General features: G+C 51.7%; 16 protein-coding genes. 6 read left to right on the top strand and 10 right to left on the bottom strand.

The window, feature by feature from the left end:
- The first annotated feature begins 21 nt into the window (after positions 1 to 21).
- The 6 genes from ACFSUS_RS15605 to ACFSUS_RS15580 all read left to right on the top strand — a co-directional run bounded on the left by ACFSUS_RS15605 (position 22) and on the right by ACFSUS_RS15580 (position 7,722).
- Positions 22 to 1,908 (top strand): 3-keto-disaccharide hydrolase, encoded by a 1,887-nt coding sequence (locus ACFSUS_RS15605; RefSeq protein ID WP_381524128.1) that lies wholly within the window; start codon positions 22 to 24, stop codon positions 1,906 to 1,908.
- A gap of 73 nt (positions 1,909 to 1,981) precedes the next feature.
- On the top strand, positions 1,982 to 4,150 hold the full coding sequence (locus tag ACFSUS_RS15600) for a plastocyanin/azurin family copper-binding protein (protein WP_381524126.1): 2,169 nt from the start codon (positions 1,982 to 1,984) through the stop codon (positions 4,148 to 4,150).
- A 92-nt stretch (positions 4,151 to 4,242) separates the two neighbouring features.
- Positions 4,243 to 6,048: a glycoside hydrolase family 9 protein gene (locus tag ACFSUS_RS15595; RefSeq protein ID WP_381524124.1), complete on the top strand. Its 1,806-nt coding sequence runs from the start codon at positions 4,243 to 4,245 to the stop codon at positions 6,046 to 6,048.
- Positions 6,049 to 6,311: 263 nt separating this feature from the next.
- Positions 6,312 to 6,743, top strand: a complete 432-nt coding sequence (locus tag ACFSUS_RS15590; RefSeq protein WP_381524123.1) for a hypothetical protein — start codon at positions 6,312 to 6,314, stop codon at positions 6,741 to 6,743.
- Positions 6,744 to 6,768: 25 nt separating this feature from the next.
- A complete protein-coding gene (locus tag ACFSUS_RS15585) occupies positions 6,769 to 7,062 on the top strand; it encodes a hypothetical protein (RefSeq protein ID WP_381524121.1) in 294 nt (97 codons plus the stop codon).
- A gap of 255 nt (positions 7,063 to 7,317) precedes the next feature.
- The gene (locus ACFSUS_RS15580) at positions 7,318 to 7,722 is read left to right on the top strand and encodes a GlcG/HbpS family heme-binding protein (protein ID WP_381524119.1); all 405 of its coding nucleotides are present in this window, start codon (positions 7,318 to 7,320) and stop codon (positions 7,720 to 7,722) included.
- Between the two features lie 149 nt (positions 7,723 to 7,871).
- On the opposite strand, the gene ACFSUS_RS15575 is transcribed toward ACFSUS_RS15580, so the two are convergent.
- From ACFSUS_RS15575 to ACFSUS_RS15530, 10 genes are all read right to left on the bottom strand, one after another.
- The gene (locus tag ACFSUS_RS15575) at positions 7,872 to 8,114 is read right to left on the bottom strand and encodes a hypothetical protein (protein WP_381524117.1); all 243 of its coding nucleotides are present in this window, start codon (positions 8,112 to 8,114) and stop codon (positions 7,872 to 7,874) included.
- A gap of 468 nt (positions 8,115 to 8,582) precedes the next feature.
- Complete coding sequence (locus tag ACFSUS_RS15570; protein WP_381524115.1) at positions 8,583 to 10,037, bottom strand: phytoene desaturase family protein; 1,455 nt, start codon at positions 10,035 to 10,037, stop codon at positions 8,583 to 8,585.
- 9 nt (positions 10,038 to 10,046) lie between these two features.
- On the bottom strand, positions 10,047 to 11,708 hold the full coding sequence (locus ACFSUS_RS15565; protein ID WP_381524113.1) for a hypothetical protein: 1,662 nt from the start codon (positions 11,706 to 11,708) through the stop codon (positions 10,047 to 10,049).
- 14 nt (positions 11,709 to 11,722) lie between these two features.
- The gene (locus ACFSUS_RS15560) at positions 11,723 to 13,141 is read right to left on the bottom strand and encodes a DoxX family protein (protein WP_381524111.1); all 1,419 of its coding nucleotides are present in this window, start codon (positions 13,139 to 13,141) and stop codon (positions 11,723 to 11,725) included.
- 19 nt (positions 13,142 to 13,160) lie between these two features.
- Positions 13,161 to 14,051 carry a cyanophycinase gene (locus tag ACFSUS_RS15555; RefSeq protein WP_381524110.1) on the bottom strand — a complete coding sequence of 297 codons (891 nt, stop codon included), beginning with the start codon at positions 14,049 to 14,051 and terminating at the stop codon, positions 13,161 to 13,163.
- Positions 14,052 to 14,130: 79 nt separating this feature from the next.
- Positions 14,131 to 15,468: a RagB/SusD family nutrient uptake outer membrane protein gene (locus ACFSUS_RS15550; RefSeq protein ID WP_381524108.1), complete on the bottom strand. Its 1,338-nt coding sequence runs from the start codon at positions 15,466 to 15,468 to the stop codon at positions 14,131 to 14,133.
- A gap of 19 nt (positions 15,469 to 15,487) precedes the next feature.
- The gene (locus tag ACFSUS_RS15545; protein WP_381524106.1) at positions 15,488 to 18,496 is read right to left on the bottom strand and encodes a SusC/RagA family TonB-linked outer membrane protein; all 3,009 of its coding nucleotides are present in this window, start codon (positions 18,494 to 18,496) and stop codon (positions 15,488 to 15,490) included.
- Between the two features lie 196 nt (positions 18,497 to 18,692).
- Complete coding sequence (locus ACFSUS_RS15540) at positions 18,693 to 19,295, bottom strand: beta-class carbonic anhydrase (protein ID WP_381524104.1); 603 nt, start codon at positions 19,293 to 19,295, stop codon at positions 18,693 to 18,695.
- A 39-nt stretch (positions 19,296 to 19,334) separates the two neighbouring features.
- Positions 19,335 to 19,787 (bottom strand): DUF4395 domain-containing protein, encoded by a 453-nt coding sequence (locus ACFSUS_RS15535; protein WP_381524103.1) that lies wholly within the window; start codon positions 19,785 to 19,787, stop codon positions 19,335 to 19,337.
- 5 nt (positions 19,788 to 19,792) lie between these two features.
- Positions 19,793 to 20,515: a peroxiredoxin family protein gene (locus ACFSUS_RS15530; RefSeq protein ID WP_381524102.1), complete on the bottom strand. Its 723-nt coding sequence runs from the start codon at positions 20,513 to 20,515 to the stop codon at positions 19,793 to 19,795.
- Between the last annotated feature and the right edge of the window lie 425 nt (positions 20,516 to 20,940).

The raw sequence follows: 20,940 nt of genomic DNA, 5'->3' as shown, positions 1-20,940 counted from the left end.
TCATACGTCCCATTATTAGCTATGCAACGCATCTTTTGTTGTTCTCTTTTGTGTTCTGCTCTCTCGGCGTTTAGCGTCTCGGCGCAACCCAACGAATTACCTTCCGCTAGTATCAACTTACAAACTCTCAATGATTTTAAACCGGTTGGCAACAACTGGAAAATTGTCGGCGATGCTTTCTACGATTACACTAAAGAAGGCAAGGGAAACACGAAATCAGGTACGGGTGTCGTCGTTAACGATCTCTCCGGAAAAAGTAAGGACCACCTCTTTACCAAAATGGAACATGGCGATCTGGAGCTGGAGCTGGACTTCATGATGGAGACAGGGTCTAATTCGGGGGTTTATTTACAAGGTCGCTATGAGGTGCAACTGTTTGACAGCTGGGGCGTTAAGGTACCTAAGTCGAGTGATTGCGGTGCGATTTACGAGCGGTGGGACGAAAGCCGTCCCGAAGGCCAGAAGGGGTATCAAGGTCACCCGCCTACTCAAAATGTGAGCAAAGCTCCCGGTTTGTGGCAGCATTTACAAATTGTGTTCAGAGCCCCTCGCTTCAACGAAAAAGGCGAGAAAACGGCGAATGCCCGCTTCCTGAAAGTGATTCAGAACGGCGTTACGGTTCAGGAAAACGTAGAGGTGACCGGACCTACCCGGGCGGCTGCGTTTCAAGACGAAAAACCAACCGGGCCATTGATGATCCAGGGCGATCATGGCGCGGTAGCAATTCGTAACATTCGCTACAAATCGTATGGTATTGAGCCAGTTACTTTAACCAACATGAAGTTAAGCGCGTACGAAGGCAAGTTCAAGTCGGTTAACGACTTCGCGTCCTTGACCCCGAAGCGTGAGATGGATCTTGACGTGTTAGCGCATCAGGTGCCCGGTAGCCGTGACAATTTTGCGGGTAAGATTACCGGCACGATCCACATTCCTCGTTCGGGAGAGTACCTGCTGTATCTCAATCTCCCCTGGATTCCGGCGGAGGTGAACACGAAGGTGCGTAACGGGGCCGGTGAGCTGAAGATTGCGGGTAAAAAAATCATGACAATCGAGCCGGAAGATGGCGGCAAAGCCTCCACCAAAGTGAAACTGGAAGCTGGAGACTTCCCCCTTGAATTGGCATATTATAAAAATTTTGGCCTGTGGTACGCCCGTAGTAATGATATTACATTAGCCGTTGAAGGCCCTGGTGTACAGTACACAACGCTAAATCAGATGATTCGGGCGCAGGAGCCAGTGGGCGAAATTTCGTTGCTGGCCAAAGGAGAGCCGGTTATGCAACGCGGTTTCATAAATCATCGGGGCATTAAGCACACGCACACCATCTCGGTGGGCGAACCAGGCGATGCTAACTATACTGTAGACCTTCAAAAGGGAGAGTTTTTACAAATCTGGCGCGGTGATTTTCTGGAAACAACGCCAATGTGGTATGGTCGGGGCGAAACGCAGTTATCGGTGCCCCTGGGCAGTGTAATCGAGTTATCTGGTAAGCCATCGCTTGCCGTTATGACCGACAAAAATGCGGCCTGGCCCGATTCGAACGCGACGTATACCAATCTGGGTTACGACATTGACAAAACAGGCCGTCCTGTTTTCAAATACACACTTGCCGGGGCAAATGTGCGGGAGTCGTTTACGACGGAAGAGGAAGGCCGCAAGTTGTCGCACTCATTTACGGTTATGAACCAGCCTAAAGAAGCCGATATCTGGTGCCTGGTAGCCGAAGGCAATGATATTACGGAGTTGCCTAATGGCCTTTACGCCATCAACGACAAACAGTATTTTATTCAACTGCCGGGCAAAGAGAAACCAGTTATCCGAAGTACGGCGCAAAACAAAAAGGAACTATTGCTGCCCGTAAAACCGAACGGCAACAACGGCAGCGTATCTTATTCAATTGTCTGGTAAGAACCTTACAAAATCCATAAGGTCTCGAAGACGGCTCCAACCCCTCGACTTTTAGGCCTCCCTACATACTCCTATGAATATCAAGTATCATTCCATATATCGCTTAGCCAAAACCGCTCTGTTTGCGGCTGGCCTTGTTTGTCTCAGTCAGTTACCGACCTGGGCGCAGATTCAGTCTAAAACCGGTCAGCCTGTTAGTTCGAGCAGTAAACAACCGGCTCCGGCTCCCAAAGGCCTGGCTAAAGTTGACGCTGATCCTGAAAAAGAAGACGACTTTTATAAACTGATTTCGCTGCCCGTTCCCGAAGACATAATTCTGGAGGTAGGGGGCATGGCTACCCTACCCGATGGAAACCTGGCCGTTTGTACGCGCCGGGGCGAAGTCTGGATCGTTTCTAACCCGTACGTTTCCAATTCGGGGCGCCCCAGTTACAAGCGATTTGCCTCTGGTTTACACGAACCGCTGGGACTCGCTTACAAAGATGGCGACATTTACGTTACTCAACGTAGTGAAGTAACCCGCCTGCACGACAGCGACGGCGACGGACGCGCTGACTCCTACGACAAAGTATATTCCTGGCCTCTTTCGGGTAATTACCACGAATATTCCTACGGGCCAACCTTCCTGCCAAATGGCAACATGCTGGTCACGTTGAACGTAGGCTGGAGCAATAGTTTAGGTCATGGCGTGAGCTTAGTCCCCTGGCGCGGCTGGACACTGGAAATTACACCCGACGGGAAAATGACTCCTTTTGCGGCTGGTATGCGTTCGCCGGCGGGCTACGGTATGAACGCGGCCGGTGATTTCTTTTACACCGAAAACCAGGGTGACTGGGTAGGCTCCGGCCGCATTTCGCAGGTCGAAAAAGGGGATTTCCTGGGCAACGCCGAAAGCCTGCGCTGGACGGGTTTGCAGGGATCTCCCCTGAAAATTAAACCGGAAGACGTACCGAACACGGGCGAGCCACTCTACGATGTGTCGAAGAAGTTTACGGCGTTGAAGGCCCCGGCCGTTTGGCTGCCCCACGGCATTCTTGGCATTTCGACCTCTGGTCTGTTACTGGATAATAACAAAGGTAAGTTTGGTCCGTTTGATGGGCAGCTGTTTGTGGGCGATCAGGGTCAAAGTATCGTATCGCGCGTTGACTTCGAAAAAGTTAAGGGCGATTATCAGGGGGTTGTCTTTCCGTTCCGTGAAGGTTTCTCGTCGGGGGTACTTCGGCTGGTATGGGGGCATGATGCGTCGATGTTCGTGGGCATGACGAGTCGTGGCTGGTCATCGACGGGTAAAGAGCTGTTTAGTCTGCAACGAGTAGTCTGGACGGGTAAGATGCCGTTCGAGATGAAAACGATCCACGCCATGCCCGACGGCTTTGAAATCGAGTTTACCGAACCGGTCGACCAGGAGCTGGCTGCTGACCCGGCGTCGTACAAAGTGACCGGCTTTAACTACAAATACCACGCGACTTACGGCAGTCCGGTTATCAACCGGGCCGGTTGTCCTATCCGCGGCATTGTGGTGTCTAAGGATGGTCTGAAAGCTCGGTTAGTCGTTGATAGCCTGCGGTTGGGGTATATCCACGAGATCACAACCAATGGTGTTCGCTCTACAAAAGGCCGCGCTCTGCTGCATAACGTCGGGTATTATACGTTAAACAACTTGCCTGACGGTGAACGGCTGATGCTGGCGAGTGCCGCTCCTAAGCACGATCACTCGGCCATGGCCATGGCCTCTACTTCGACAGCTCCACCGATCAGCACAAAAGCGACCGGCACCAAGTCAACAGCGGCTAAGCCAGCAGCGGGCGCTAAAACGGCGGGTAATCTGATGGCCAAGCGCGTAACCGAGATGCCTGCATCCTGGGGTGAGCCAGACTACACCATTAACATGGGCACCAAGCCAGGGCTTAAGTTTTCGCCCGAGCAGTTTCAGGTGAAGGCGGGCAGCAAAGTGCGGGTGGTCTTCAACAACGAAGACGACATGCTGCACAACTTTGTGGTTGTGACTCCCGGGTCAGCCATTCAGGTGGGTGAGCTGGCCATGAAACTTGGCCTTGAAGGGCAGGAACGGAATTACATTCCACAAACGGATAAGGTGTTACACCACACTAATCTGCTTCAACCAAATACCAACGAATCCATTTATTTCATGGCTCCCGAAAAGCCGGGCGACTACATGTATGAATGCTCCGTACCGGGGCACTTCTACATCATGCAGGGCACCATGAAAGTGGTGAAATAGAGCCGATATTAGACAAACGATTCTGACTATACGTGCCTGCAACCTGCTCTGATTGCAGGCATGTTTTGTTTTTTCTTCTTCCTTATTTGCTCATGTCTTTTCAATTTTCTCTGTTTAAGTTGCTCTGTAGCCTTCTGCTGGCTCACCGATTGATTACTGGAGCTGCATCAGCCCAGGCGCTTTCCGAAGCGATTCGGCTCAACCAGATTGGATTTTACCCCAATGCCTCAAAAATTGCCGTGGTCGTTGGCGAGGCCCAAGGAAAATTTCAATTGGTGACCCCAGATTTAAAGAAGGTTGTTTTCACGGGTACGTTGAGTGCTCCTCGACAAAATGCCATCTCCGGTAAAACAACCCGTATCGCTGATTTTTCGGGGTTTACTAAATCAGGAAGCTACGTAGTGGTGGTTCCAGGGTTAGGTCACTCCTATTCGTTCGACATCCGGTCCGACGTTCACCGGGCGGTGACGATTGGGGCTATCAAAGGATTTTATTACCAACGGACGGGCATCGATCTTCTCCCCATCTATGCCGGGCAATGGGCTCGACCAGCCGGGCATCCTGACACCCGCGTGCTGATTCACCCGTCGGCGGCTTCGGAAGGTCGTCCGGCCGGAACGGTGATTTCATCGCCCAGGGGCTGGTTCGATGCGGGCGATTACAACAAATACATTGTTAACTCGGGCATCACGATGGGCACGTTGCTCTCGCTCTGCGAAGACTTCCCGGACTATGTTAAAAATCTTGATACCAACATCCCTGAAAGCAGCAACAAGGTTCCGGATGTACTCGACGAAGCGCTCTGGAACCTGCGCTGGATGCTAACCATGCAGGACCCGGCGGATGGCGGAGTGTACCATAAATTAACCAACCCTTCTTTCGACGGCATGATTATGCCCGACAAGGCGACTAAAGACCGGTATGTCGTCGCGAAAGGCATTACGGCTGCGCTCGATTTTGCCGCCGTGATGGCCCAGGCAGGTCGCGTACTGAAGCCCTACAGCCGTGAATTTCCCGGTTTGTCGGATTCGTGCGTGGCAGCCGCCAAAAAAGCGTGGGCATGGGCCAAAGCCAATCCGGATGTAGCGTATAACCAGCGGGAGATGAACTCGAAGTTTGATCCCGACGTAACGACCGGTGGCTACGAAGACCGTAACGCCAGCGATGAGTGGATCTGGGCCGCGGCTGAACTCTACGTCACGACCAAAGATGACGCCTATTACACGGCTGTCAATCTGTTTCCGGATAATCGAACGCCTATACCATCCTGGCCGCAGGTTCGGACGCTGGCGTATTATACCCTCGCCCGGGCTGGTAATAACTTAACCGCTATTGGCAAAAAAGACCTGCCCCTAGTGAAGCAACACCTGACCACTATGGCAGACTCGCTCATTAGCGGTGCCGATCGCCAGGCGTTCCAGACGGTGATGGGTAAATCGGCTCGGGATTATATCTGGGGCAGCAGCTCCGAAGCTGGCAATCAGGGCATTGCGCTTATTCAGGGGTACCGGTTTACCGATTCGCCCAATCGTGCCCGCTACCTTCAGTACGCCCTGGGCAACCTCGATTACTTGCTCGGACGTAATGCCACCGGTTATTCGTTCCTGACTGGTTTTGGCGACAAAACCCCTATGCATCCTCATCACCGCCCGTCGGTTGCCGATGGTATTGAGGCTCCCGTGCCTGGTCTGCTTTCTGGCGGTACGAACGCCAATGCAGCCCGGCAGGATAAGTGCGCGGGTTACACGACTACCGTTGCCGACGAAGTGTACCTCGACGCCGACTGCTCGTATGCCTCCAACGAAATTGCCATTAACTGGAATGCCCCTATGGTTTACCTGGCCGCGGCATTAGAAGCGTTACAAATGGATCAAAAAGTCATTCCCGCCCGCAACTAGCGTTTGTTTGCTTTGTTTGCCGTAGTCTGGAGACTACGCTCAACTGAAGGCCCTTTCCCGTCTATACGCCCATCTACAGTCCTCTTTCCGGGGCTCTGGATGGGCGTACTCATTTTAATCCCCGAATCTGCTCCTTGGGCAACTGTTTTAAGCAGTTGGTACATGATCACCTTCATCTGACGGGCCTGCTTCCACAATTTTGTCACAGCAAACCAGCAACTACTGGTCAACTACTTTCTCTTTTAACCAAATAAACAAATACGATGAAATCATTTTTTCCGCTCTATCGCTCATTACTGATGGCCCTTTTCGTGGCCGCTTCGCTGACCGCCTGTAAGAAGGACAATGAACCTGCCCCCGATGTAGCCACTCGCGTAGCCGGTACGTATACCTTTTCCGAATTAACCTACGGCGGACGCACTGTGCCAGCCAGCCAAACAAACCTGAAAGGCAACGTAACCGTAACTCGTCAGACAGCCTCTACGATCTCTATGGCGCTCGATATCACGTCGAAATCAGACGACGAGCCATTTTTGGTAGGCTCAGTTGACGACATCGCCGTAACCGACGCTGGTAACGGCGACGTGGAATTTAAAGCTGACTCCGACAAAATAGCCAGAGCCAGCGGAAACAAACTCATCATCAACGGCACCGACGATAATGACGTTGACTTTACAATCACTGCCACCAAATAATTATCTATAAATCCATTCATTACTCATGCAACGCTTAAAGAAGTATACCTTACTGGCAGTAGCTACCCTTACCCTGTCGAGTTCACTTACCAGTTGCGCCACTGTCTTCGGCGGACGCGTCACTGAGCATCAAAAGCGCAAGCCCATGCCTGGTGAGCAGCAGCGTCAGGTTCGGGTTGGGGCTCTGATTGCCGATATTCTGTTATTCTGGCCCGGTACCATTGTTGACTTCGCGACGGGTGCCATTTACAAGCCCCAACAAGGAGTAACCGCTCAGAAGGTTCAGTCTACAGCAACCGAGAAAGCTACCAAGCAGTAACAAACAGCTCTAAAGCAATAAAGCCCCAGTGATGCCATTGGGGCTTTATTGTTTAGGATAGATACCGAAGAAAATAGAGTTAGCAGTAAATCGTACCATAACGTATTGCTCATTAGCTACTTAGTCTACTGCCAAGTTCAATCCTCTACGCTCGGATAAGACTTTTGCGTAAGTTTTTGGGACCATTGCGCTACTTCCAACTTACTAATTCGTTAACCTTTGCAGCGTCGGTTCATAAACCACCGACCTTTACACATGGGGATTACCTTAGAGCAAGCTGAAGTTGCCAGTCAGGCGGCAAAACAAAAAGCGCAGGAATTAGGAGTGAAAATGAATATTGCTGTAGTAGACACAGGTGCCAATCTGACAAGTTTTGTCCGGATGGACGGGGCCTGGCTAGGATCAGTTGACATTGCTATGCGCAAAGCCAGAACTGCCCGTTACTTCGACATGCCCACCGGCGAATTAGGCAAATTATCGCAGCCGGGTGGTGCCTTGTTCAATATCGAGCACTCGAATGGTGGCCTCATTACCTTTCCGGGCGGCATACCCATCTTGAACGGTGATGAAGTAATTGGTGCTATCGGTGTATCGGGTAGCACAGTCGAAAATGACCATACGGTGGCACAGGCTGGCGTTGATGCCCTAAAAAATCAGTGAGAAAACAGTGAGGAGTGTATAATTTAACTACTTCTCTCGCAACGTAGAACCAATCGATATTATGTCAAAAGCCCGTGGAGACATGGGCTTTTGCAGTATCGGAGTTGACGCCCCAGAGCAGCCTCTGCCTAAGGACTATTTAGACGTTTTTATGGTAACGACAACACCTTGAAGCCATGCAGCAGTAACTGTTCTGCCATTTTGGAGGAAACGACCCAGAAAAAATCTTCTTTATTCGTAACGATCTGGTACATATCCGCTTGTTCAGCGTTTCGCAGCTGTGCATAATCGCAAGCTTGCTTTAAATTTGGGAATGCAGCAATTGATGAGGCCTCGTCAGCTGATGTCACCTCAACAATATCTAGCCAATTCAAATAAATCGGTGAGGACATAGTAGTAGTCAGTTGGCTTTTGAAACAACTTGACCGAATTGTTAACCAAAACTGTGCCGTAACACATACGTAACGTGAATTAGTTGCGATTTCTGCCCTTTATATTAGAACACATATCGAGCTTACGGAGCCTGACAAATATACAGATACGAATAAGTTAACCCTTTAATTATCAAATAAATAGACTAAATTTCGTAAATGTACTGTTATAGTTTACTGTAAACGATAATTTGTATACATATATAAAAATAGCTTGGGCAGCAGTACCAAAGTCAGCTGAACAATCACTATACTCTCTCTGACGAGCAAGTAACCAAGACTAACAAAAACTATGCAAAAGTCTTGGTCACGCTTTGTAGGTACTCCAATTAGGGGGTACTTGAAAGCTGTTAGGCGTGCCCACAACTCATAACGAAGAGCCCTACAGAGCGGCCAGTCATATACTACCTGCTGCGGTTGTAGAGCCCTTTAGCCGTTCGATAGCTGAATGGTAGGGGTAAGATGGAACACATCTGCTAGCGCCCGGCGGGCGGCATGATAGCCGCACATCCCATGCACTCCGCCACCGGGTGGTGTCGACGATGAGCAGACGTAAACACCTGATGCAGAGGTTCGATAAGGTGAGAGTCCGATAACGGGGCGGGTGTATAATTGGCCAATGTCAATAATGCCACCGTTGATGTCACCCCCAATGTAGTTGGGATTATAGACTTCCATTTGGGCAGTATTCATCGTATGACGTGCCAATATCCGGTCCCGAAACCCTGGGGCAAAGCGTTCTACTTGTTGTTCAATAGCGTCAGTTCGGTCAACCGTTGACCCATTAGGCACATGGCAGTACGCCCAGGCCGTGTGCTGACCTACCGGGGCCCGGGTCGCATCGAACAAACTAGGCTGCGCCAGTAGCACAAATGGCTGATCGGGATGGTGCCCGACAGACGTGGCTTGTTCACCAGCGGCAATTTCCTCGAGTGTGTTTCCCAGATGAATGGTGCCCGCTTGCCGACACTCTGGTGCTGTGAATGGAATAGGCCCGTCTAGCGCCCAATCGATTTTGAACACGCCCATGCCGTAGCGGTAACGTTTCAGTTGCCACCGGTATAAGGGAGAAAACCGTTCTCCAGCTAGTTGCAGGAGCTGTTTGGGCGTTACGTCGAGCAGAATAGCTTGTGCAGGCGGCAATTGACGGAGTGTCTTAACGGGTGTATTGGTTTCAATCGTTCCCCCAATAGACCGAAAATACGAGGCAAGTGCGTTGGCAATGCTTTGGGAGCCGCCTTTCGGGATGGGCCAGCCCCGCAAATGGCCTGCAGTCATGAGCACGAGCGCAATGGCCGACGTAGTCAAATTCGTGAGGGGCTGAATAGCGTGTGCCGCCATACCGGCGAACAACCCCTTTGCTTCTTTTGTCTGAAAGCGTTGGGCCAGATAGGTAGCTGCGGGCAAGGCATCCAGCCCAAACCGCGCCATGTCGAACGGATGCTTTGGAAAACGCAGCGGTCCCAATACGTCGGCCGCCATCGCTGGCCAGTCCCGCACCAGCGGCTCCATCATGTGCTGATACGTTTTTTCGTCGGCGCCCAGCGAATGAGCCGTTTCCTGCACGGAACGGCTTAATGCTGACGCTGTCCCCCCGTCGAAGGGGTGAGCCGCCGATAAGGGTGGATAAATAAATTCCAGCCCGTGCTCGGTTAAGGGTAAACTCTGAAAAAACGGTGAGCCAGCGGCTAATGGATGCACCGCCGAACAGATGTCGTGAACAAACCCCGGCAAGGTTAATTCAGCGGAACGTAAGCCCCCACCAATTTCCGCTTTACCTTCTATAAGTAGTACCGACACGCCCGCCTGTTGCATGGTGATGGCAGCGGCTACCCCATTCGGCCCCGACCCTACTACGACAGCATCGTATGTTGATTGACTCACTGGTTTCTGTTAATACGTTCCGGCCCGCAAGGTACTCTCCGACAGGGCATACTTTCGATTTACGCGGTCTAATACCACATAAATTGATCGTTTCTTTTCATCGACGCCGGTTAAGACAACCCGAGACCCATCCGTCGTTTGGTAGCGCAGAATCATCCGGTTGCGTTTACCATCTTCCCGACGCGCTTCCGATTTGATGCCTTTGGTGCGCCGGGTTGATCGGGCAATAAGGTCAATTTTAGTATCTTCCGGGCCAATACTGGCCAGCGCTTCCGCCGGAATCCAGTTGTCGGTTGGTTGTTTCTTCTCCCGCTTTTTCGGAACACTTCCTTCGCTATCGCCTTCGCCCCGTTCACCACGGCCATTTGACGGACGGTATTTGTCCTGTAAATACAAGACATGATTGATTGGGTCGGCATCGTAGTAGAATACCCGCTGCCCACCGGCTACGCCCGTTAGTTCAAAGGTTCGGTTGAGGTCGCGCATGGGTGAACCGCCCCCGTTGGAGAGGTCTAAAGGCACCGGCCGATTCACTTTAAAGGTCAGCGTCGACCACTTCTCAAACGTAGCCTCCTGCCAACGTAGCGAGTCGGTTGGCGAGTAAGGTATCTCTTTACCGTTGAGCTTAAATTCCGTTACGGCATAATTGCCCCGCAGTTCGGGCACCCCTTTCTGGGCGGGTTGTTTGTAGGGGTCATAGCGGAAGTTGACGTACTGCAACCAGAACAACAGCCCCAGAAAAACGCCAATGACCGCCGTTTTCAGGCTGATCCGGGTGATCTGTTGCCAGGGTTTCGCGAAGCTGGGGTAATAATAGGTTGGTACCGTAACCTGCTCTTTAATCAGTAAACTGTACAGATCACGGACGTAATACACCAGCAGAAAGCCCGCCAGCACGACGAAATATGAACTGTAGCCGTGAACGCCCCCGTCGTAGGCCAGGTTGACATACACAATGTCGGCTAAAGCGCCGAACAGGAGTACCGCTCCCCAAAAGGTCGTTGCCCGAAAGAATAAAAGCGCTCCCGCCAGCACCTCCACAACGCCCGTAAACACTTCGTACCAGGGCACAATTCCGATGGACAGCCAGTAAATCTTCTGGGCGGTCAGGTCGCCAAAGTTGGTATTCAACAGGCCTAACGACGGATAGGGTAACTGCGTGGGCATGAGCTTGGTAAAACCAAACCCGATGATGCCAATGCCAGCTCGGTACCGGGCAATTACCCGCAACCAGTAATACAGCAGGTTATACTCCAGACGTTTCCGGTCCAAAGCTGTCCAGACTAACCCGACGACCGTCGATACGAGCAGAAGAAATACCCATTCGCCATAACCCATCCACGACGGCCACCATTTCGCTCCCCCCAGCAGGTTTGGCTGAAAGCGGGCAATGTCGTATAAATCACGGTAGTGTAAGTGCAGCCAGTCGAGTGAGAACAGATTCCGGTACCAACCCACGTTCGTCGGAATCGAGAAAATCACAAAGAAGACAAACGCAATCCGAAAGGCGATTTTCTCGCCCGTAGTCCAGGGTCGGCGCGTCGTGCGGGTAACTGACCCTGTTCCTGCTGGAGCATCCGTTCTGGTTGAGGATGCGGACAAAACCGATTTAATCCCTCCTGGTACTGGCTGGTAGACCGGATTGGTAAGGGTGGTTTTTAGAGTGGACATGGCAGAAAGCGGGGTTAAAGTTTCAGCGTGCCGCGCCGACCGGCTTTGGCTGCTTCGTTGAGTAAGTACTTCTTGTTAACTTTATCCAGCACGACATAAACCGAGTCCTGGCTTTCGTTCAGTCCCGACAGAATAATTTCGTTGGGCCCTGAGCGCTCATAATGCAGTTGCAGGGTTTCGCCCACGTAGTTTGGGTTCCGGTTGGAGAGCGTCAGCACGTGCCGCAGCGAATCAACCTGGTAGCTGTAATAATGCCGACCCGCCGAACCGGCAAATTCGTACGTACGCGCGGCATCGGCTGCGTGAAGCTGTTCGGTATTGGTCTTGTCGAGCCGAACGGGACGGTTTGATTTAATACTAATCGTGTTCCAGCGCTCGAATACTACGTCCTGCCAGCGTTTTGAGTCGGTTTTGGAGTAAGGCAGCACTTTATCGGCCAGCTTAAATTCGCGGACGTTATACAACCCAGCCGCCCCAGTCAATCCGGGTGTTTTAGGGTACTGGTACGGATCAGTACGGTAGGCGCCGTAGGTCTTATAGCCGTAGAGCCCCACGGCAAACAAGAGAAACGCTCCTTTCAGCAGCGGCCGGACTACCTTCCAACGACCAGCCCAAACAGGTACGAACCGATTAGGCACCGTTGGCTTCTCCAGCGACACCAACCGCACTAGTCGGATGGCATCAAAAGCAAACAGAAAGAGGGCAATCGTAATCAGATAAAAGCTGTATACGTATTCCCCACCTTCGTAGGCCAGGTTCGACATGAACACGTTCCCCGTGAACGGGATAATTATCAGTGTGCCAATGGTAGCAGTTTTGCGGTTAAGCAGTAACAAGCCACCAATGATTTCGACCAAACCCAGAAACGACTCATACGACGGCACAATTCCCAGGCTTAAGGAAAACAGTTTCCAGGCCGTAAAATCGCCGTAAGCCGTGTTTAGGTTACTGATCGACGGCAGGGGTGCCTGCATGGGAAACAGCTTAATGAAGCCATAGGCAATGACACCGATGGCCAGCCGATAGCGCAGAATCACCCGCAGCCCATAGTACAGGGCATTGTATTCGGTCCGCTTCGTGTCCCGAATGCTCCAGATCAACGTACCAACCAACGCGATAAGCGCCACAATTGCCCAGTTGGCAAAGGTGTCGTCCGGACCGATGAAGCGGGGTGCGTAACGCGCTAAGTTGAATACATCCTGGTAGTAATTGGGGCCCCAGTCAATGGTCAGCAGATCCCGATAAAAATGCCAGTCCAGTGGTACAACCTGAATAATGAAGTAAAGAAAGAAGAACCGGAACAGCACCCGCTCGTAGCCCTGCCATTCAGATGGCGGCTGAGCTGTGGGCCCCCAGTTGTCTCTCGTCGTTGTGCCCTCTGCTAGGTCTCTGTCCCATTCCGACACCAGGGCAGTGCTTGTCAGTTTGCTCATAGTTGAGTAGAATTTATAGCTACTTGGCCGGTTCGTTCGGACGCGGAGGTTGCTGATTCAGCACTTTGCGGGCTTGTAAGTCAAACTTCTGCCCCTTACCCAGAAAGAAGAATGGGCCTCCCGTGCTATTCTGACCAGATGGGTATTTAGCATTGTTGGCAATCTGCTCGGCGGTGTAAACCCCGACGTATGAATTACCAATTACCTCAAACGTATTTTGCTGCACCACAATGGCGGTACTTTCGTCGATACCCAGGCCCAGTAGTTCAGGACGAGTCTTAATGACGTCAATAAGGTCAAACTGCCGGTTTCGGCGTAGTACGTGCTGGTCGATTGTTACGTTGTGAATGAAATCGAGCCCCTGCGTGTGATCGCCCACCATGATCGAGTTCCCTTTGGTATCGCCCCGCACCATGAACGACCCCAGGATCGTAGCGCCCGCCGACGTACCACCGATGACTCCACCCCGAGCCAGCAATGCGTTAAACTCTTTGTGTGACAGGGTATTGAGGTACGAATCGGCCAGCCGCCAATGCCGACCACCCACGAACCAGACGCCCGTGGCTTTCTTCAACGGCGCGACGAATGATTCCTGATTGGCCACCTTCGGATCGCGGGTGTGCAAAACCGTTATGTTTTTGACGCCCAGATTCCGCAGCTTTTCGGTTTCCCTTGGGGCTTGGTTAGCCGTTGAGTCGTCGCCTGCCGTAGGGATGATGACAATATCAGCGGCAGCGGCACCACCTGCGAGTTCAACAAAACGCCCCCAGATTTCAGGCCCCATATTGCCACCACCGACAATAACGAGGGCCCCTTTTTCGGGACCAACGGTTTTTGATGTTGTTTGCGCCAGTCCAGAACTTACAATGAATAAGACAAAGAGGAAGGTTAAAATACGCTGCGTGTTCATGTTGTGTTAGTTTTTAGAGGTTATAGCTCCGACAAGAACGGTCCGCCGTTGCGATGTCGGAGCTACGTAGCACCACAGTTTAATACCCTTTATTCTGCGTCAGTGCTTTATCGGCCAGGATTTCACTGTTTGGAATAGGCAATACGTACTTGTTCGGATCAGTAATGTTCAACACTGTCCCGATTCGTCCTTTCCGGCCCAGGTCGAACCAGCGGTCAGTTTCGAAAGCGAATTCAACGCGCCGTTCGTCTTCAACTGCCTGAACTAGTGTCTCTTTTGTCGAGGCCGTTGAGAGCGGTACGCCAGCCCGATCACGGATGGCGTTCAAGTCGGCCAGGGCAGCGGTCGTATTACCCAGCTGAGCCCGCGCTTCGGCCCGAATCAGATACAGTTCAGCAATGCGGATCAGGTAAGCCGGATCGGTACCGATTGGGTTTCGGTAATACAGCTTGCCATACCACAGATTGCCCGGGGGAGCCGTTTGCGCAATCAGTTCTTTGCGATTACCGCCCACCTTCGGGTCGTTCAGCAGCGTAACGAGTTGAGCAGAAGGTGCCCACTCCCGCCGACCACTCAGCGCCGGTGGTAACCACCAGTTGCTATGACCGTTCTTGAACGAATTCGAATACGCGATCTCGAATACTGATTCAGTGGTGTTAACGGCATTGTTGGCAAAAAAGGCACTGTAGGGCTTCACGAGCTTATACGATGCGTCGTCGATCAATTTGGTGGCGTATTCTTCCGCCTTGTCCCACTCCTGCCGGTACAAATGGTAGCGAGCCCGCAGCGCGTAGACAGTTTTCTTCGTGACCCGATTGCGGTTAGTCGTATTGCCCAGCAATGGCTCAGCCGCCGTTAAGTCTTTCAGCACTTGCGCATACGTCTCGTCCAATGAACTTCGGGAAATGCCGGTGTTATCCTGCGGGGTATACGTAGGTTTTAGAATAAGCTGCACGCCCCCCCAGCCTCTAGCCAGATCGAAGTACGACAAGGCGCGAATGGCGTACGCTTCCCCCAGAATCTGGTTTTTCCGGTCGGCCGTTAACAGCGGGTCATTCAATGGCGGCACCGTTTCGAGCAGGTAGTTGGCGGCCAGGATAGTTCGGTAAATGGCACTCCAGCCCGAACCTACGTAGCCGTTGTCGGCCGTTAGTTTGCGCGAAGTGATTTCCTGCGGAGCCCCCTGCGACCCGGTCCACTGCACATCCCCCCCGGAGAGGTACGATAGGGCCGGGAAATTAGAGCCGTAGTAGCCGTCGTTGCCGAGTCGGTTATACAATCCGTTTACGGCCGCTTCGGCGGTGCTGGCATTAGTAATAGCCTGTGATTCATCGACCTGCTGCTCGGGTTGTACGTCTAAGAACTGCTTGCAGCCTGTTAGCAATAAGAAAGAAAATAAGACTAATAATTTGTTCATAACCGATACGGCTTTCGTATTAAAGTGTCAGATTCAGCCCAAACTGGCCGGTACGTGGTTGTGGGGGCGTTCCAAGGTCATAGCCCTGGACGGATTGACTGGACGTTACGTTCACCTCCGGATCAGGTCCTTGATAATTGCTCAGCAAGAGCAGGTTGGAGCCGTTATAGTAAATCCGCGCCGAGGCCACGCCAATCTTGCGAAGAATCGACTTGGGAATCGAGTAGCCAAACACGACCGAGTTAAGCCGTAGAAACGATCCATCTTCCACAAAACGGCTGATCGGATTGAGGTTATAGTTGTTGCCTTGCGTAGTCAGTCGGGGTACGTCGGTGATGTCGCCCTCTTTCTGCCAGCGGTTCAACTGATTTTTGTTGATAGCCCGCCGGTCGTCACGCGTACCGCCCGACTCGTGGAAGAACCGATTGGCGTTGAAGACTTTGTTGCCCGACTGAAAATTGAAGAAGACTGACAGATCGAAGCCTTTGTACGAAAACGTGTTGTTCAGACCACCGAAAAACTTGGGTAAGGCAGTGCCATAAAACTGCTTATCGGCTACCGTAATAGCACCGTCTTTGTTGACGTCTTCGTAAACGGCATCGCCCGTTTTGGGGTCAACGTACAGTTGCTTATACACAAAAAATGAGTGGTAAGGCTGCCCCTGCGCCAGTCGCTCAACGGCATAGCTGGCATCAATGGGAATCGACAGCTTTTCGACCCGACTGACGTTAGTCGCAATGTTAAAGCTGGTGTTCCACTGGAAACCCTGCTTGTTGATATTCAACGTATTGAGTGCAAACTCAAGGCCCCGGTTGCTGATTTCGCCGTCGTTCTTGTAGATGCTGGCAAAACCCGAACTCTGCGCCAGTGGCACTTGCAGCAGCAGGTCGTACGTGTATTTGGAGTACGCATTGACTTCCAGTCCAATGCGGTTGTTCCACAATCCTACGTTCAGGCCGATATTAGCTTGTCGAGTCGTTTCCCACTTCAGATCCGGGTTGGCCAGCTGCACCGGAAACGTACCGGGATTATCCTGGTAGTTGAAGCCACCGCCCCACAAGCCGCGCGATGCGTAATTGTCAATGCCGTTCTGGTTGCCCGTCCAGCCGATGCTGGCCCGCAGTTTGAGATCGCTCAGGAAGCTGACGTCCCGCAGAAAGTTCTCCTGCTTCACCTGCCAGGCCACACCCGCTGACGGGAAATAGCCCCAGCGCCGGTTCACCCCAAATCGCGACGAAGCATCGGCCCGTAAGCTCGCTTCCAGGAAGTATTTCTTGGCAAAATTGTAGTCAACCCGCCCGAAGAAAGATACGAGATTGTATTGATTTCGGGTTGACGAGGAAGTCGTGACCGACGCAGACGTAATTTGCTTGAAAGCATCCGACGGAAAATTTGTACCCTGTGCCTGCGTTTGCGTCGACACATTACCCTGGACCGAATTGCCGAGTAAGGCCCCGAACGAGTGGTCCGTGCCAAACATTCGGCGGTACGTTAGGGTCTGTTCATTGATCCAGACGGTGTTTTTGCTAATGCTTGAGGTGGCTAAGCCCTTGCTGGCACTACCCCGGTTGGTGAGCGTGTTCCAGTACTCGTATTCGTTGTAGTCGTTATAATCAAGGCTCCAGCTGCTGCGAAGTTTCAGCCCTTCAATAATGTCCAGCTCGCCGTACAGATTACCGATGTAACGCGTACTGGTCGAGTTCATGTCGGTATTATTGATCAGCACGTCGAGGTTATCGAACCCGGCCCATTTGCCATACGTACCATCAGCGTTGAACTTCGGCAAGTACGTCGGCGTGTGAAGTGCGGCCTGCAAAATTCCGCCCTGAGGCCCGTCGCCAACGCGCGCATTGGTCCGGGTTGACTGCGACAAGATATTGCTGTTTCCGATGCGGATGCGGTCGGTCAGATCGTGGTCCAGGTTTAATTTGAAGCTGGCCCGCTGAAAATCGTTGGTGCGCAGCGTGGCCTGCTGACTAGTGTAGCCTCCACCGAGATAAAATCGGGTATGCTGGTTTCCGCCAGACACCGACAGGTCGTAATTCTGGAGGACGCCCGTCCGGAAGATGTCGCCCAGCCGATCATAGGTTTGCTGCTCTTCGGGTAACCCGCGCCCGCCTTCTGATTTTGGCCGGAATGGGCGAGTTTCAAATGGCTTACCATCGTTTTTCCAGGCTTCGTTGATGAGGGTGGCGTGCTCGGGTCCGGTTACCAGGTCCCAAAGCTTAGGAGCCCAGGCCTGTCCTACGGCGGCATTGAGTGTCACCTTTGTTTTGGCATTGTAAGCGCCCCGCTTGGTAGTTATTACAACAACGCCATTGGCGGCACGCGCTCCATAGATTGCCGTGGCTTCGGCATCTTTCAGGATAGAAATTGACTCAATATCAGCGGGGTTGATGTCAGCCAATGGATTGTTAGCCTGCCCCTGCGTCGTAATTTTCTGTAATGACTGGTTGTTGACAAAAACGCCATCCACCACGTAGAGCGGATCATTGCTGGCGTTGATCGAGGTAGATCCCCGAATCCGGAAATAGATACCATCGCCTGGCACACCCGTATTAGCGCCAACCTGTACACCAGCCGCGCGGCCCTGCAACTGCTGGTCGAAACTAGCTACCGGTCGGTTTTTAACTTCGTCGGCATTAATTTGCGTTACCGACCCAACCAGGTTTTTGCGGTCCTGCGTGCCATACCCTACCACTACAACCTCATTCAATTGCGAGGCCGATTCCTTTAATTGTACGTCGAGCGTTGATTGGTTGCCGACAGCGAGGTCGGTAGTTTGATAACCAATGGCCGATACGACCAATACATCGCCCGAGCCAGCGTTGATGGTATAGCGCCCGTCTGCATCGGTTGACGTGCCTTTGGTTTGATTCTTTAGCACCACGTTTGCACCTGGCAGCGGCTCTCCATTCTCCGTTCGGACAATGCCCGACAAAATGCGCCCTTGAGATGCAGTTGTCTGTGCCAGCAAACAACCATACGTGAGCAACCAAACTGCCCAGGTATATAAAATTTTTTGCATTACTTTGTATTGATTTGTGATAGAATGAGGCTTGTCAGAGCCTTGTTTGCGAATCGGCCAGGATGGTTGCAGCCATCCTGGCTTTTTCTTGGTAGGTAAACCAACCAGTTGCAGCCAGCTGATTTACCCTGTATTGGCTACTACTTTTAATTTTTCGTCAGGTATTGACCATTTTCCAGGCCCCTCCCCAGTGTCTTTACGCTGCTACGCCCGCTTCGGTAGCTTCCGGCACCTCAATCAGACGTCCCGATTTTACGTCGTAGATATAGCCATAAACCGGAATGTATTTCGGCACCAGTGGGTGACGCTTAATGCGCTGTACATCTTCCACTACGCTGTCGGCCAGGTTGCGAATGGTTAGAAACGAAATAAAGCGTGCTTCGTCAGAGCCCCCTTCTTCTTCAACATTACGCCATCCTTTTTCATCGACCGTAGCCGTTTTCAGGCTTTTAGCCAGTAAATTGCGGATAACATCATCGGTGAAATACTCCATACCACAATCGGTATGATGGATCACAAACCACTCGCGGGTACCCAGCAGCTTGTGCGAGATCACCAGCGAACGTATTGCATCGTCACTGGCCCGTCCGCCCGCATTCCGGATCACGTGGGCGTCCCCTTCTGACAAGCCAGCGTATTTTGCCGGATCGAGTCGGGCATCCATGCAGGTCAAAATCGCGAAATGACGACCCGGAGGCAAGGGCAAACTCCCTTTGTCGCCAAAATTTTCGACGTACGTTTCGTTCGCGGCCAGCACTTCCTGTAAAACCTGACTTTGCGTTTCTGCTTGAACTGACATAGTGCTTAGGATGATTGGGATTGAGTGAATTGATAAAGTCTAGAAGCTCGTTGTATTCGGCGAAAACCAGCGATGGTAATAAGTGTACACATAGCAACCTGCACAAAAGCCCAACAGCGACTCCAGTCCCGCAAAAATGGCCAGTACACTACTCAGGATACTTGTGTTCCAGCCGAGCCCATGCGCTACGAGAATGCTCGCACCGAATACAAATCCGATGCGAGCGGCAAATCGTTTAGGAGCCTGATCGGTACCTTTGAAGGGCAGATGAAACTGCTTCACTAACCACCCGGCCACAGTTCCAAACGGGCTGTATTGACCCGTGTTAAAGGCCCGTAATCCAAAATCTACGGTCAATAGCGCTATCAACCAGACTACGTTTGTTAGCAAATAAGCCAGCGTTGTCAACAGGACCAGAAAAGCAACCGTACGCACCTTACTCTCATTTACCTGTACACCATCCGTTGGGCACACAATCGATTCTCTAGCCATACGATTTAAAAGTTAATGAGCTGCGAACCAGCAACGGCCAACATACTTAGTAGCCAAAGCGCAAAAAAGCTTCGCGAATAGGGGTTCAATGCTTCCTCGGGCTCATTGATAAATGCCGGTGTTACCGTTCGGAGCGACTGTACCTGGTCGACGATAGCCTCCAGATCGAGTGGACTATCAAAGTTTTCGTCCAGATGATGGTAGACGATCCGGCGGTCCTGATCAATTACGTAAAGCGCTGGAATAAAGGCTTCGTCTGATATGCCCGACACACGGTCCCAGACGGGGCTATCTTCGTTATACACCCCAAACTGACGTGACACCTGCAAATCAGTATCGTGCGCAAACAGAAAATTCAGGTCTTTCCCTTGCCGTCTGAGCGCTTTCGGTGACTCATTCGATAGCACAACCAGTTCGACGCCTAACTCCTGAAGCGATTCGTTGAGCTTCACGAGCGAATCCAGGTAGGGACTGGCGTATCGTCCCCAGCATGGGCAATAGAAACTTACCACTACGGGCTTTGTATTGACCAAATCCAGCAGGGACACGGTTGGCCCTGGTGATGGGTAATTGAATAACGACGCCCGCCAATCGCCCGAGCCACCGGTCAGATTAAAGAACGGCGATGTATCACCGGTTACTAGTGGACTGATGTCTCTGTTGGTCTGGCGAGGCTTACTTACATACGATCGGATCTCACCTAATTCATTTTCAAATTCGAGTGTCATTGTGTTTGTTGTTATATATGAAAATCAGTTTGTACTCCTTTAAGAATCAAGTTGTATGAAATGCTGGTTAGTGATGCCCGACAACAGTTGTGTATCGTTAGCATGGCGTTTTCTGCGTTATACCCTATTACCATATATATTCTATCTATTTAGTAGGTTAACTATGTAAATAAAAATAATTTTAAGAAATCCATAAGTCAGGCACGACCCAAACGGTTGTTGATAACTCTCTATTTCAAGTGAATTCCCTGATCAGTTCTTTATACACTGGTCTTGAGAAAGGTAAACAGGCAGGGTTGGTCTTTGCGAATTGCTAGCAACAACAACAGGCCATCAGGGAAGCGGGCAGGATGACGCACATTCGTAGCCGGGACACAGAAGTCTCTTGGTGAAGAGCCGGTCGGAAAGTTTGCGTGTTCATGATG

This window comes from Spirosoma soli, assembly GCF_042684525.1.
Classification (GTDB): Bacteria; Bacteroidota; Bacteroidia; order Cytophagales; family Spirosomataceae; genus Spirosoma; species Spirosoma soli.
This window is presented reverse-complemented; position numbering and strand designations above follow the sequence as displayed.

Bases quoted from the DNA above. Each gene is read 5' to 3' on its own strand.
- ACFSUS_RS15605 (WP_381524128.1), top strand. From the start codon at position 22: ATGCAACGCATCTTTTGTTGTTCTCTTTTGTGTTCTGCTCTCTCGGCG.
- ACFSUS_RS15600 (WP_381524126.1), top strand. From the start codon at position 1,982: ATGAATATCAAGTATCATTCCATATATCGCTTAGCCAAAACCGCTCTG.
- ACFSUS_RS15595 (WP_381524124.1), top strand. From the start codon at position 4,243: ATGTCTTTTCAATTTTCTCTGTTTAAGTTGCTCTGTAGCCTTCTGCTG.
- ACFSUS_RS15590 (WP_381524123.1), top strand. From the start codon at position 6,312: ATGAAATCATTTTTTCCGCTCTATCGCTCATTACTGATGGCCCTTTTC.
- ACFSUS_RS15585 (WP_381524121.1), top strand. From the start codon at position 6,769: ATGCAACGCTTAAAGAAGTATACCTTACTGGCAGTAGCTACCCTTACC.
- ACFSUS_RS15580 (WP_381524119.1), top strand. From the start codon at position 7,318: ATGGGGATTACCTTAGAGCAAGCTGAAGTTGCCAGTCAGGCGGCAAAA.
- ACFSUS_RS15575 (WP_381524117.1), bottom strand. From the start codon at position 8,114: ATGTCCTCACCGATTTATTTGAATTGGCTAGATATTGTTGAGGTGACA.
- ACFSUS_RS15565 (WP_381524113.1), bottom strand. From the start codon at position 11,708: ATGTCCACTCTAAAAACCACCCTTACCAATCCGGTCTACCAGCCAGTA.
- ACFSUS_RS15560 (WP_381524111.1), bottom strand. From the start codon at position 13,141: ATGAGCAAACTGACAAGCACTGCCCTGGTGTCGGAATGGGACAGAGAC.
- ACFSUS_RS15555 (WP_381524110.1), bottom strand. From the start codon at position 14,051: ATGAACACGCAGCGTATTTTAACCTTCCTCTTTGTCTTATTCATTGTA.
- ACFSUS_RS15550 (WP_381524108.1), bottom strand. From the start codon at position 15,468: ATGAACAAATTATTAGTCTTATTTTCTTTCTTATTGCTAACAGGCTGC.
- ACFSUS_RS15545 (WP_381524106.1), bottom strand. From the start codon at position 18,496: ATGCAAAAAATTTTATATACCTGGGCAGTTTGGTTGCTCACGTATGGT.
- ACFSUS_RS15540 (WP_381524104.1), bottom strand. From the start codon at position 19,295: ATGTCAGTTCAAGCAGAAACGCAAAGTCAGGTTTTACAGGAAGTGCTG.
- ACFSUS_RS15535 (WP_381524103.1), bottom strand. From the start codon at position 19,787: ATGGCTAGAGAATCGATTGTGTGCCCAACGGATGGTGTACAGGTAAAT.
- ACFSUS_RS15530 (WP_381524102.1), bottom strand. From the start codon at position 20,515: ATGACACTCGAATTTGAAAATGAATTAGGTGAGATCCGATCGTATGTA.